Raw genomic sequence first — 12,517 nt, 5'->3', positions numbered from 1 at the left:
CAAAATTGGCTTAGCGGTTTGGCTGCTGCGCCTGCGCCGAGTTCATCTCTGCAACAATGGCTTGCGCGGCGGCGCGTGGATCTTCGGCAGTCCACACCGGACGCCCCACCACAATATGGTCGACGCCATCGGCGACTGCATTGGCCGGTGTCGCCACCCGTTTCTGATCGCCAAGCGCCGCGCCCGCCGGGCGCACACCTGGTGTCACAATCAAACGACCTTTGGATTCCGGCAACGCGCGGATCATTGCGGCCTCTTGCGGCGATGCAATCACACCGTCCGCACCAGCTTCAAACGCCTTGCCCGCGCGTTCGGTCACAAGATCAGGAATCGCGCCGTCTTTGATCAGACAGTTGTCCAAATCATCCCGGTCCAGTGAGGTCAGCACGGTCACGCCGAGGATTTTCAGGTTGCTGCCCGCTGCGCCTTCTTTGGCCGCCGCAACCACATGCGGATCGCCATGCACGGTCAGGAAGTCCAAATCAAACTGCGCCAAGCCACGCACCGCCGCTTCAACGGTGGCACCAATGTCAAACAGCTTCATGTCGAGGAAAATGCGCTTGCCGCGCTCCTGCTTCAGCTCATTGGCCAATGCCAGGCCGCCGCCGGTCAACATACCAAGGCCAATCTTGTAGAAGCTCACCGCATCGCCAATCTGGTCCACAAGCTCCTGACCTTGCAGCAGGTTTGGCACATCAAGGGCAACGATCAGGCGGTCATCAGCGGTCATGGCGGTATCTCCGGGCTATCTAGGGGCAAAGCAAACGTCTGCCTTCTAGCGCCACGCGTCCTGTGCCGCAAGGCGTAGCGCGCATGCGGAGGGCAGTAGAGGAGGGCGCAAAAACACAAACAGCCCCGCGAGGGGGCTGATGTTTCTTCAGATCAATGGAAGCGTGTTGGGCTTAGCCTTCGCTGGGATACACGCCCGGCGCAAAGGACAGCTCTTCACGGCCTGCGCGGATTTCCGGCATCCGGCTCAATTGCCGCAGCGCTTCTTTGATCAACGCCAGACGACCGGCCCCCTTTGGGCGATCTTCCTCGGCTTGGACTGCGCAATGCAGGCGCACATCGCGGGACTCATCGCTCAGGCTGACCACTGCGGACAGCTCACCAAGGGTCTGGCGGTAGGTTGGGTTGGAAATCTGAATCTCGGTCACATGCATGGTGCGGCCCTTTCTTGTCTGCTCTTGAGAGCACTGTGATTCAGAATTAGGGCGAAATTTGTCTCAAATTAGGGGAATTTTCGCACCATTTTCGCACTGACCTGTGCAACCCTTCAAAAGCATTCGATTTTCAATGGCGAGCACCTTGATCTGTTTTGATCTGTTCCCCACATCCCTAATGAGGCCCACACAGGGGCGTGCCGCAAAGCGGGCGCCAATACCGACGAGGGGCGCTTACAAGAAGGAGAGATACCCATGGACTTGAGCAAGTTCACGGAACGGTCCCGCGGTTTCATTCAGGCTGCGCAGACCATTGCGATGCGGGAAAACCACCAGCGTTTGGTGCCCGAGCACATTCTAAAAGCATTGATGGACGACGATCAGGGCCTTGCGGCCAATCTGATCACCCGTGCCGGTGGCGCGCCACAAATGGTGCGTACGGCGGTTGACGCTGCGGTGGATAAGCTGCCGCAAGTGTCCGGCGACACCGGTCAGCCTTACATGGACAACAAAACCGCCAAAGTGCTGGCGGAGGCCGAAGCGCTTGCCAAGAAGGCGGGCGACAGCTTTGTGCCGGTGGAGCGCATTCTGATGGCGCTGGTGATGGTGACGTCCAAAGCCAAAGACGCGCTGGACGGGGCCAATGTCACCGCACAGGCGCTGAACGCGGCCATCAACGACATCCGCAAAGGCCGCACAGCTGACTCTGCGTCGGCGGAAGAGGGCTATGATGCGCTTAAAAAATACGCGCAGGACCTCACCGAACGTGCCAGCGAAGGCAAAATTGACCCGATCATTGGCCGCGACGATGAAATCCGTCGCGCGATGCAGGTGCTGAGCCGTCGCACCAAAAACAACCCTGTTCTGATCGGGGAGCCGGGCGTGGGTAAAACCGCGATTGCCGAAGGCATGGCCCTGCGCATCGTGAATGGCGATGTGCCTGAGAGTTTGCGGAACAAGAAGCTGTTGGCGCTCGACATGGGCGCGCTGATTGCGGGCGCAAAGTACCGGGGGGAGTTTGAGGAACGTCTAAAGGCGGTTCTGACCGAAGTTACCGAAGCGGCTGGCGAAATCATCCTTTTCATCGACGAGATGCATACGCTGGTCGGCGCGGGTAAAACCGATGGCGCCATGGACGCGGCCAACCTGATCAAGCCTGCGCTTGCCCGCGGCGAGCTGCACTGTATCGGCGCCACCACGCTCGATGAATACCGCAAATATGTGGAGAAAGACGCCGCCTTGGCGCGTCGCTTCCAGCCGGTTCAGGTTGAAGAACCTACCGTGGAAGACACCATCTCCATCCTGCGGGGCATCAAGGAAAAGTATGAGTTGCACCACGGCGTGCGCATCTCTGACGCAGCGCTGGTTGCGGCCTCTACGTTGAGCCACCGCTACATCACCGATCGCTTCCTGCCGGACAAAGCCATCGACCTCGTGGATGAAGCGGCCTCCCGCCTGCGCATGGAAGTGGACAGCAAACCCGAAGAGCTCGACGCGCTCGACCGCCAGATCCTGCAATTGCAGATCGAAGAAGAGGCGCTCAAGCTTGAGGATGATGCGGCCTCCAAGGATCGTCTGGAAACCTTGCAAAAAGATCTGGCCGATCTGCAGGAAAAATCCTCCGAGATGACCGCCAAGTGGCAGGCCGGTCGGGACAAGCTGGCCTCGGCGCAGAACATCAAGGAAGCGCTGGATCAGGCGCGCGCGGACCTCGACATCGCCAAACGCGAAGGCAATCTCGCTCGTGCGGGGGAACTGTCCTACGGCGTGATCCCGGACTTGGAGAAAAAGCTCGAAGAGGCCGAAAGCGCCGAAGGCGAAGTGACCGTCGAAGAGGCTGTGCGCCCCGAGCAGATCGCGCAAGTGGTCGAGCGGTGGACCGGTATCCCAACCTCCAAGATGCTCGAGGGCGAACGCGAAAAACTCCTGCGCATGGAAGATGACCTGCACCGCCGCGTGATCGGCCAGCACTCCGCTGTAACAGCGCTGTCTAACGCCGTGCGCCGTGCACGTGCGGGCTTGAACGATGAGAACCGCCCGCTGGGCAGCTTCCTCTTCCTCGGGCCAACCGGCGTCGGGAAAACCGAGCTCACCAAAGCTGTGGCCGAGTTCCTGTTTGACGACGACAACGCCATGGTGCGCATCGACATGTCCGAGTTCATGGAGAAACACGCGGTGGCCCGCCTGATCGGCGCCCCTCCCGGCTACGTCGGCTATGACGAAGGTGGTGTGCTCACCGAAGCCGTGCGCCGTCGCCCCTATCAGGTGGTGCTGTTTGACGAGGTCGAGAAGGCGCATCCGGATGTCTTCAACGTGCTCCTACAAGTGCTCGACGATGGCGTGCTGACCGACGGCCAGGGCCGCACGGTGGACTTCAAGCAAACGCTGATCATCCTGACCTCCAACCTCGGCGCACAGGCGCTCAGCCAACTGCCCGAAGGTGCGGATGCCTCTGACGCCCGCCGTGACGTGATGGACGCTGTGCGTGCCCACTTCCGGCCCGAGTTCCTCAACCGTCTGGATGAAACCATCATCTTTGACCGTCTGGGACGTCAGGACATGGACGGCATTGTCGACATCCAGCTCGCGCGCCTGAAAAAGCGCCTCGCCGGTCGCAAAATCGGCCTGGAGTTGGACGACGGCGCCAAAAAGTGGTTGGCCGATGAGGGCTATGACCCGGTCTTCGGCGCCCGTCCTCTGAAACGTGTGATGCAACGCGCGCTGCAAAACCCGCTGGCCGAAGCTCTGCTGGCGGGTGACATCAAGGACGGGGACACCGTGCCGGTCACAGCCGGGGCCGAAGGTCTTTTGATTGGCGATCGGGTTGGCAGCAGCGACAACCCAAAACCGGATGACGCGGTCGTGCATTAACTGTTAGGTACAACACATCAAAGGCCTGCCGCGTTGGCGGGCCTTTTTCATGAGATGACGATACAACAAAACGGCAAGGCACGATGACACAACGGATGACATGGCAAAAACTGTTGAACGCGGAACGCCCGGGCAAACCCGGCTTGCCAGAAGATCCGGGTCGCCCCAACTACACGCAGGACGCTGACCGCATCATTTTCTCTGCGTCTTTCCGCCGGCTGGCCAATAAAACGCAGGTGCATCCGCTATACGCCAACGACCATCTGCGCCACCGCATGATCCACTCTTCAGAGGTGGCAAGCGTGGGGCGCAATTTGGGCATGCAGGTTGGTCACTGGCTGGAAAAGCGGGGCGACATCCAGCCCGGAGAGGCGCATCGGGTCGCTGGTAATATTCACGCAGCTGCTTTGGCGCATGACATTGGCAATCCACCGTTTGGCCATTCTGGGGAAGCCACCATTGGCGCGTGGTATAAAGAGCGGTTTGAAACGTCTGAAGGGTTGTTCAAAGGCGTGGATGAAACTCTGTGGGAAGAATTCGCCAAGTTTGAAGGCAATGCGCAAGGTTACCGTATCCTCACTCGGCTGGAGATGTATCGCGGTGAGCGCGGCATGGACCTTTCCAATGCTGTAATTGGGGCCTTTACCAAGTATCCGATGTCGGCAGCGTGCTCCAAAGCGCTAAAGTCGGAAAAAGCAGCTGAGGGAGTTCCTGCCTCGGAGGTGAAAAATCACATCTATGCAGGGGCGAAGAAGTTTGGTTTTTTTGAAGGTGAGCAAGAGATATTTGCCCAAACTGCCAATGCATTGGGCTTGATCGAGGAGCGCACAGAGAAAGGCCATATTTGGTGGCGCCGCCATCCTCTGGTGTTCCTTGTCGAGGCTGCCGATGACATTTGCTACAACATCGTTGATCTGGAGGATGGGTTTAGCGCTGGTGATCTCAGTTTTGCGCAGGTGGAGTCACTGTTGTCGCCCCTGATTGGCAAGAAGCCAAACGATTTAGGAACCTACACAGAATACGAACACATCAGCTACCTTCGGGCCCGGGCAATTGGCTGTGCGATCGACGCGTGTGTGGTTGCCTTTCAGGAGCAATACGATGCGATTATGGAAGGGCGTTATTCCGGAGAGTTGATGAATGACTCCGCGCTTGGTCAAAAGTTCCGCGACATTCGGGAAGTGGCCAATGAGCAGCTCTTCGTGGCCCCTCGTAAAACCAAGCTTGAGGTGCGGGGACGGAACCTGATCTGTACTGTTCTGGATGGCATTTTGCCTGCCTATGAAGCGTTGAAAAATGCGGGCTGGGATGACGGCAATTTGCCTGACTACGAGCGGCAACTGGTGCGGGCAGTAGCGCTGGATATGCGGGGTGTTTCCTCTAACTACGAAGCTCTGCACGCCATGGCCGACTTTGTTTCAGGTATGACCGATCGTTACGCGCTAGAAGTGGCGAAGTTGGTTTCTGGAACTGCCTGATGACGCCGGACCTCGTCCTGTTTGATTGTGATGGTGTTCTGGTTGATAGCGAAGCCGTCACCAATCGCATCATTCAGGAAAACCTCGCCGCGCGTGGTCTGTCACTGCCATTGGAGCAAATTGTCACTCTCTTTGTGGGGGGCACCATGGCTGGCGTGCGCGACACGGCGCATTCGATGGGCGCCACTCTCGAAAGCAACTGGCTTGATCTCATCTATGGCGAGATGTTTGCCGGGCTAGCCGCGCAGTGCGAGGTGATCCCGGGTGTCTCGAATGTGTTGGACCATCTGGATCACGCCCACATTCCCTATGCGGTCTGTTCTAATGGCCCGCATGCCAAGATGGACATCACGTTGACGGCCTGCGGCCTCAAAGAACGCTTTGACGGACGTATTTACTCCCGCGAAGATGTGCCTGCACCCAAGCCCGCGCCGGATGTGTATCTGTACGCTGCCAAACTGGCCAACATCGCACCCGCGCGATGTGTCGTGATTGAGGACAGCCCAACAGGTGCGAAGGCAGGCAAAGCCGCCGGTATGCGCACCTTTGGCTATGTCGCTGAAACCGATCCAACGCGCCTTGCCCCCATTTGTGATGCCCTGTTTGACGACATGGCTAAACTCCCAAAATTGTTGCACCTCCCTCACGCGGCTGTTGCCCAATCGTGACTTGCTCTCTCCCTAAACGGGCGGCACTTTAGGCATGACGCGCCAGAAGGGAGCCAGTGATGGAAAGCACAATGGAAACAGCCTTTGATGTGGTCAACTTTCTCGGCCTGACCTTTGTGCTGATCTTCGCGCTTCTGGTGGTGGCGGCGATCATCCTCTTCATCATCGACCGCAACCAGACCGGCGATGCGATCCGGCGCAACTATCCTGTGATTGGCCGCTTCCGTCATATCTTCTCCGAGTTGGGCGAGTTCTTCCGGCAGTATTTCTTTGCCATGGACCGCGAGGAGCTGCCGTTTAACCGGGCTCAACGGGAATGGGTGGGCCGAGCAGGGGAGGGCAAATCCAACACCATCGCCTTTGGCTCCACCCGAAATCTCAACGTGCCCGGCACGCCGATCTTTGTGAACGATCCGTTCCCGCCGCTGGACGATGAATATGCCAAATCCGAGCCGCTGCTGATTGGCCCCACAGCCCGCACGCCCTATCTCGCACCCTCGTTCTTCAACATCTCCGGCATGAGCTACGGCGCACTGTCCAAGCCAGCGGTGCAGGCACTGAGCCACGGTGCGGCAGAGGCGGGCATCTGGCTCAACACCGGCGAGGGTGGGGTCAGCCCGTTTCACTATGAAGGCGGCTGTGATCTGGTCTACCAAATTGGCACCGCCAAATTTGGCGTGCGCAATGCTGAAGGCGGGCTGGATGACACCAAGCTGCGCGAGATTGCCAGCCACGAGGCTATCCGCATGTTTGAGGTGAAAATGGCTCAAGGCGCCAAGCCCGGCAAAGGCGGCATCCTTCCGGGCGAAAAGGTCACTGAGGAGATTGCCAAAATCCGCGGGCTTCAGGTCGGGCAGGACGGCATCTCCCCCAACCGCCACCGCGAAATTGATAACTTTGATCACCTCCTGGATTTCCTCGCCCACATCCGCGAAGTTACTGGCAAGCCCGTTGGCATCAAAACGGTGGTTGGCGCGGAACTCACCATGCGCGAGTTCTTTGAAGCCATCGCCCGGCGTGGAGCGGATATGGCGCCCGATTTTATCACCATCGACGGCGGCGAAGGTGGCACCGGCGCAGCTCCGATGCCGCTGATGGATCTGGTGGGCATGCCCGTCCGCGAGGCGCTGCCATTGGTCGCTGATCTGCGCGATGAGTTTGAGCTGCACGACCGCATCCGCCTGATTGCGTCTGGCAAGCTGGTCAATCCCGGCGACATCGCCTGGGCGCTGGCCGCTGGCGCAGACTTTGTGGTCTCCGCCCGTGGCTTCATGTTTGCGCTGGGCTGCATTCAGGCGCTCAAGTGCAACAAAAACACCTGCCCCACCGGCATCACCACCCACGACCCGCGCTTTCAAAAAGGTCTCGTGGTGGACCGAAAAGCCCCCCGCGTCGCCCGCTATGCTCAGGCCCTGGTGAAAGAGGTCGAGGTCATCGCCCACTCCGTCGGCGTGTCCGAGCCTCGCAAGCTGCGCCGCCGCCACGTGCGACTGGTACAGCCCAACGGCCGCTCGGTGCCAATGAACGAGGTCTTCCCGCGCCCCGGTGCCATGTAGCCTCTCTGCTTTCACAGTCTTCAAATATCCCGGGGGTATGGGGGCTTGCCCCCAAGCTCCATCACATCCCACTGGCGCCAAACGTTACAATCGCCCCACACCATCGTGACCATGCTTGTGTGGCGTGGGTCCCACTGCCTGCGCTATCACGATCTCAACGCAATAGGAGAGACCCCACATGGCGCACCGCTGGACCAATGACCTCACACAGGGCGACGTGACCCCGAAGTCCGCCTATCTGAGCCGCCGCCAGGTCATGGCCGGCATGGCAGGTCTCGGCCTCGCTGCCCTTGCGCCCAAAGCACACGCCGCCTCTGAGCTCACCCCGACCGATTTTGATGTCATCACCCAGTACAACAACTTCTATGAATTCGGCACCGGCAAGGAAGACCCCGCCAAACACGCCCACCGCCTGACCACCAAGCCTTGGAGCATCAAGATCGACGGCATGGTCGACCGCCCCGGCGACTACGCGCTTTCTGACATCCTCTCCAAGATGACCATTGAGGAGCGCATCTACCGCTTCCGCTGTGTCGAAGCCTGGTCAATGGTGGTGCCGTGGAACGGTTTTGAACTGAAAGACCTGCTGGACCTCGCGGGCGTGCAATCCTCCGCCAAATACGTGGCCTTCGAAACGCTCTACCGCCCCAAAGAAATGATTGGCCAGAACTCGCCTTTCCTGGATTGGCCCTACGTCGAAGGCCTGCGCCTGGATGAGGCCAACCACCCGCTGACCCTGATGGCGACAGGCATCTACGGCAAAGACATGCCCAAACAAAACGGCGCGCCGATCCGTCTGGTGGTGCCGTGGAAATACGGTTTCAAATCGATCAAATCCATCGTGCGCATCACGCTGACCGACAAAGAGCCGCCCACCAGCTGGAACAAATCCATCCCCGGCGAATACGGCTTCTATTCCAACGTAAACCCGGAAGTGGACCACCCGCGCTGGTCCCAAGCTTCTGAGCGTCCCATCGGCGGCGGGTTCTTTGCCAAACGCATTCCGACCCTGATGTTCAACGGCTATGAGAAAGAGGTCGCCAGCCTTTACGAAGGCATGGACCTGCGCAAAAACTACTAAGACCATGCGCGCGGCCATTCTCACCTCCACTCTGACTTGCCCCACTTGTGGGCATGTTCAGGCGTTTGAGATGCCCACCGATGCCTGTCAGTTCTTTCTGGAATGTCCGGGTTGTAGCGTAGTGCTGCGCCCCAAGGCTGGGGATTGCTGCGTCTTTTGTTCCTATGGCGACGTACTCTGTCCGCCAATTCAACAGGGCGACAGCTGCTGCAAAGGCTGATGATGATCGACACTGTAAACACCCTCCTGCGCAAAACGCCTAGCTGGCTGCTCTATCTTATTGGGGCGGCTTATCCGGCATGGCTGATTTACGCGGGTTTCACCGGTGGCCTGGGGGTTGACCCTGTGAAAGCCATGGAGCACGCGCTGGGCAAGGTTGGGCTGCAGGTGCTGATAGCGGTCCTGCTGGTGACCCCTCTGCGTCGGTTCACCAAGATCAGCTTTCTGAGCTGGCGCCGGGCGCTGGGCGTGATCTCCTTCTTCTACATCCTTCTGCACTTCCTTGTGTGGATGGTGTTGGATGTGCAGATCCTCAGCCAAGTCAAAGCTGACATCGTCAAACGCCCCTACATCATTGTCGGCATGATCTCTTTGGTAATTCAGCTACCGCTGGCGATCACCTCCAACAACCTGTCGATCCGCAAGCTTGGCCCGCGCTGGCGCAAGCTGCACAAAGCGACATACCTCGCCGTGGCGCTAGGTGGCGTGCACTACATCATGCAGACCAAGGGCTTTGAGTATGAGCCTTACATCTATCTCGCGGTTGTCATCGGCCTGATCGCAATCCGCAAGCTGCCGAAGAAACGCGCCGCGCCGCCTGTAAAACGTCAGGCGGCGTGAACCGTACGCTCTCGCCGCTCTCTTTCTTTAGCTGTGCACAAACTGCACTGTGTCAAAGCTCTGCCGCCAGGCGCTGACTTCGGCGGCCACACCTTCGCCAGCCAAACCCTCGGCAATCAATCCGGCCAAGCGGTCTGCATCTCCCGCGGTCATGCCCCAGCGCACCAGTTCCGGCGTGCCAATGCGCAGCCCATTCATGTCACCGGCAACGTCTGCCACTGGCAGGCCAATGCCGCAGGCCAGGAACCCTGCCTTGCGCAAAACTTTGGACGCTGCCTGTCCGCCGCCATAGCTTTCCGCCAGAATTGCAAACTGGTGGGACTGCGTGTGGCCGTTGCGTCCCGCAAACACTGGCACGCCTCTGGCTTTCAACGCCGCCGCCAAAGCCTGCGCCATGGCAATCATTTCCTCCGCATAGGCCGTGCCAAAACTGCGCCAGTCCAACATGGTCACCGCCAGCGCCGCCGACTTGGCCGCATCAAAGTTTGCCGTCATGCCAGGGAAGGCAATGGCGTCCAGCGCCTTGGCAATCTCCGCATCATTGCTGACAATCAATCCCCCTGCCGGACCGCCAAGGCTTTTGTAGGTGCTCATGGTCATGAAATGCGCCCCCTCGGTCAGCGGGTTCCGCCACGCCTTGCCCGCAATGATCCCGCATTGGTGGGCCGCATCAAACATCACCTTGGCACCCACCTCATCGGCAATCGCACGCACTTCTTTCACCGGATGTTCAAAAAGGTTCAGGCTGCCACCAATGGTGATCAGCTTCGGCTGCTCCTTCAACACAAGCGCCCGCAGCGCGTCCAAGTCCACGGTGTAGCCATCCGCATCCGTCGGGGCCATCACCGTGCGCAGCCCAAACAGCCCGGCGCAGCCAGCCACATGATGGGTCACGTGCCCGCCAATGGTGGCCGGCGGCGCAATGATGGTATCGCCCGGTTTGCAGGTCGCCATAAATCCATAGAGGTTGGCAATTGCGCCCGACGGCACACGGATCTCGGCAAACTTGGCGTCAAACACTTCCGCGGCCAGTTCCGCCGCAATCACCTCAATCTCTTCAATCGCCTCCAGCCCCATCTCGTATTTGTCCCCCGGGTAGCCCAGCGACGGACGTGACCCGATGCCGGAGGCCAACAGCGCTTCGGCCCGTGGGTTCATCACATTGGTGGCGGGGTTGAGGTTGAAACACGCCCGCTCATGAATGTCGCGGTTCTTGGCTGCAAGGCCCTCGATCCGGGCCAGAATATCCGACGGGGATGTGTTCGCCGTCCGTTTGGCAATGTCGCGCACCAGGGTTTCACTTGCCTCTGGCACCCAGTCTCTGAAATCCAATGTCATGTCTCATCCCTCTGTGTTTGATCCCAAAGTGACAGGCTCCCCTGACAACGCAAATCAGATTTGCTATTTCTTGGCGTAGAAAAACTAAGGCTATCTCATGTCCGTTTTGCCCAACCGCCCTAAAGGTCCGCCCTTGAATGCCCTGCGTGCGTTTGAGGCTGCCGCTCGTCTGCAAAGCTTTGTCGCGGCAGGGGAGGAACTCGGCGTCACGCCGGGCGCGGTGTCCCAACACATCAAAGCGGTGGAAGCCTGGGCGCAGGTCACTCTGTTTCGCCGTCAAGCTCAGGGGGTGTCGCTGACTGCTGAGGGGCGAGATGTGGCCAAGGCCTTCACGCGGGCCTTTGACGCAATGGCCGAAGCCACCCAAGCCCTGCGCAATCTGAGCCCCACCACTGAAATCCACATTGCTGCGCTCCCGTCTGTGGCGCAGCTCTGGTTGCCGCCGCGCTTGGGCCATCTTCGCGCGCTACGTCCTGAGCTGAAGATCTCCGTGACCGCGATGGAAACCCCGCCCAGTCTCACGCGGGACCTGTTTGATCTCGCGCTGTTCATTGACGCGCCAACTGGGGTGCCTGAAGAACGGGTGCTGGCAGAGGACGTCCTGTTCCCGGTCTGCGCGCCTGCTTTGTTGGAAAGCCACGCGTTCAGCGACACGCCGCTCCTGCATGATCAAACCTGGTCCGAAGATTGGCGCCTCTGGTCCGAGGCCACAGGGACAGATGTGGGGGATCCAACGACGGGTCCCAAATACTCTCTCTATGGTCTGGCCGTGGAAGAGGCCAAATCCGGCGCGGGTCTGTTGATGGCCCATGGCTGCCTGATCGCGCCATTCATTGAGAGCGGCGCGCTGTGCCGCGTGTCGGAGACTGAGGTCGTAACCGGCAAGGCGCTGGTGATGACCCTGCCGCATCCATCCCGGCGCAGGGTAGGTCTAGAAGAGATCGCCAATCTTCTGTCCGATCCGCTGTTGCGGTAACTCTTGATTACTCGTCCTGTCTCTTCACCCTTCAGAAACGACAGCCTCTTTGCCGTTCTTTCCGCACCTCCGCGAAACAGCCACGATACCGACATGATACCGACGTTGGTTTTTGTCCCTTAGCTGGGTGTTGCGCGGCGAGTCTTGGGGGTCATTGGTGTGAGTCTTTGTGTGAGTCTGGGGATGTGGGGTGTTTATTAACCTTGGTTTCGGCTGTTGCTGTGTTCTCGGCGGAAAACTGTTCGTCTAAGGCTTTGATATTGTGATGTTTTCCAGAAAGTTGTTGGAATTCTGTAAAAAGATGCAAAAAGCGCTTGCGGCTGTTTGGTGTTATGCTTAGAACCCCCTTCACCGGCGGCGCTGAGGCGCACAACGGCGGGACGGACTGGCAGGGAGCGACGCTCTAAGCTGGAAGGTTCTGAAAATATCGAGCAGTATCAGCGGGTTGCGCTAGTAAGTTAGTAGCGCGGTCGGTTGGTTTTGTCTCTGGGGTTTATGCTCCGACGTTGTTTGACATTGAGAATACACTGAAGAGATATGAGGGCG

General features: G+C 59.1%; 11 protein-coding genes. 8 read left to right on the top strand and 3 right to left on the bottom strand.

The features are described from left to right. Window positions 1-10 precede the first annotated feature (10 nt). Window positions 11-730, bottom strand: a complete 720-nt coding sequence (gene pyrF / locus SIB92_RS14075; protein WP_412552637.1) for an orotidine-5'-phosphate decarboxylase — start codon at window positions 728-730, stop codon at window positions 11-13. Between the two features lie 172 nt (window positions 731-902). Continuing rightward, window positions 903-1,163 carry a hypothetical protein gene (locus SIB92_RS14070; RefSeq protein ID WP_412552636.1) on the bottom strand — a complete coding sequence of 87 codons (261 nt, stop codon included), beginning with the start codon at window positions 1,161-1,163 and terminating at the stop codon, window positions 903-905. Between the two features lie 255 nt (window positions 1,164-1,418). On the opposite strand from SIB92_RS14070, the gene clpB reads away from it, so the two are divergent. From clpB to msrQ, 7 genes are all read left to right on the top strand, one after another. Then, the gene (clpB, locus tag SIB92_RS14065; protein ID WP_412552635.1) at window positions 1,419-4,034 is read left to right on the top strand and encodes an ATP-dependent chaperone ClpB; all 2,616 of its coding nucleotides are present in this window, start codon (window positions 1,419-1,421) and stop codon (window positions 4,032-4,034) included. 95 nt (window positions 4,035-4,129) lie between these two features. Further along, window positions 4,130-5,512 (top strand): dGTP triphosphohydrolase, encoded by a 1,383-nt coding sequence (dgt, locus tag SIB92_RS14060; protein WP_412552634.1) that lies wholly within the window; start codon window positions 4,130-4,132, stop codon window positions 5,510-5,512. Continuing rightward, window positions 5,512-6,180 carry an HAD family hydrolase gene (locus SIB92_RS14055; protein WP_412552633.1) on the top strand — a complete coding sequence of 223 codons (669 nt, stop codon included), beginning with the start codon at window positions 5,512-5,514 and terminating at the stop codon, window positions 6,178-6,180. Before dgt ends, SIB92_RS14055 begins: the two co-directional genes overlap by 1 nt. Window positions 6,181-6,239: 59 nt before the next feature. Further along, window positions 6,240-7,736 carry an FMN-binding glutamate synthase family protein gene (locus SIB92_RS14050; RefSeq protein ID WP_412552632.1) on the top strand — a complete coding sequence of 499 codons (1,497 nt, stop codon included), beginning with the start codon at window positions 6,240-6,242 and terminating at the stop codon, window positions 7,734-7,736. Between the two features lie 178 nt (window positions 7,737-7,914). Continuing rightward, the gene (gene msrP, locus SIB92_RS14045; protein WP_412552631.1) at window positions 7,915-8,817 is read left to right on the top strand and encodes a protein-methionine-sulfoxide reductase catalytic subunit MsrP; all 903 of its coding nucleotides are present in this window, start codon (window positions 7,915-7,917) and stop codon (window positions 8,815-8,817) included. Between the two features lie 4 nt (window positions 8,818-8,821). Further along, entirely contained in the window at window positions 8,822-9,037 is a 216-nt protein-coding gene (locus SIB92_RS14040; RefSeq protein ID WP_412552630.1) for a GDCCVxC domain-containing (seleno)protein, read from the top strand. A 2-nt stretch (window positions 9,038-9,039) separates the two neighbouring features. After that, complete coding sequence (msrQ, locus tag SIB92_RS14035; RefSeq protein WP_412552629.1) at window positions 9,040-9,657, top strand: protein-methionine-sulfoxide reductase heme-binding subunit MsrQ; 618 nt, start codon at window positions 9,040-9,042, stop codon at window positions 9,655-9,657. A gap of 27 nt (window positions 9,658-9,684) precedes the next feature. On the opposite strand, the gene glyA is transcribed toward msrQ, so the two are convergent. Beyond that, window positions 9,685-10,995, bottom strand: a complete 1,311-nt coding sequence (glyA, locus tag SIB92_RS14030; protein ID WP_412552628.1) for a serine hydroxymethyltransferase — start codon at window positions 10,993-10,995, stop codon at window positions 9,685-9,687. Window positions 10,996-11,092: 97 nt separating this feature from the next. Here glyA and SIB92_RS14025 point away from each other — a divergent pair, with 97 nt between their 5' ends. After that, window positions 11,093-11,971 carry a LysR family transcriptional regulator gene (locus tag SIB92_RS14025; RefSeq protein ID WP_412552627.1) on the top strand — a complete coding sequence of 293 codons (879 nt, stop codon included), beginning with the start codon at window positions 11,093-11,095 and terminating at the stop codon, window positions 11,969-11,971. Window positions 11,972-12,517: the final 546 nt, after the last annotated feature.

Origin of the sequence: Shimia sp. MIT1388 (assembly GCF_047124445.1) — a bacterium.
GTDB lineage: Bacteria > Pseudomonadota > Alphaproteobacteria > Rhodobacterales > Rhodobacteraceae > Shimia.
Note: the sequence above shows the minus strand (reverse complement) of the source record. Positions and strands in the feature narration are given on the sequence as shown.

Excerpts from the sequence above, each read along its gene's own strand:
- SIB92_RS14025 (WP_412552627.1), top strand. The coding sequence starts at position 11,093 with ATGTCCGTTTTGCCCAACCGCCCTAAAGGTCCGCCCTTGAATGCCCTG.
- glyA (WP_412552628.1), bottom strand. The coding sequence starts at position 10,995 with ATGACATTGGATTTCAGAGACTGGGTGCCAGAGGCAAGTGAAACCCTG.
- pyrF (WP_412552637.1), bottom strand. The coding sequence starts at position 730 with ATGACCGCTGATGACCGCCTGATCGTTGCCCTTGATGTGCCAAACCTG.
- SIB92_RS14070 (WP_412552636.1), bottom strand. The coding sequence starts at position 1,163 with ATGCATGTGACCGAGATTCAGATTTCCAACCCAACCTACCGCCAGACC.
- msrP (WP_412552631.1), top strand. The coding sequence starts at position 7,915 with ATGGCGCACCGCTGGACCAATGACCTCACACAGGGCGACGTGACCCCG.
- SIB92_RS14040 (WP_412552630.1), top strand. The coding sequence starts at position 8,822 with ATGCGCGCGGCCATTCTCACCTCCACTCTGACTTGCCCCACTTGTGGG.
- dgt (WP_412552634.1), top strand. The coding sequence starts at position 4,130 with ATGACATGGCAAAAACTGTTGAACGCGGAACGCCCGGGCAAACCCGGC.
- SIB92_RS14050 (WP_412552632.1), top strand. The coding sequence starts at position 6,240 with ATGGAAAGCACAATGGAAACAGCCTTTGATGTGGTCAACTTTCTCGGC.
- clpB (WP_412552635.1), top strand. The coding sequence starts at position 1,419 with ATGGACTTGAGCAAGTTCACGGAACGGTCCCGCGGTTTCATTCAGGCT.
- SIB92_RS14055 (WP_412552633.1), top strand. The coding sequence starts at position 5,512 with ATGACGCCGGACCTCGTCCTGTTTGATTGTGATGGTGTTCTGGTTGAT.
- msrQ (WP_412552629.1), top strand. The coding sequence starts at position 9,040 with ATGATCGACACTGTAAACACCCTCCTGCGCAAAACGCCTAGCTGGCTG.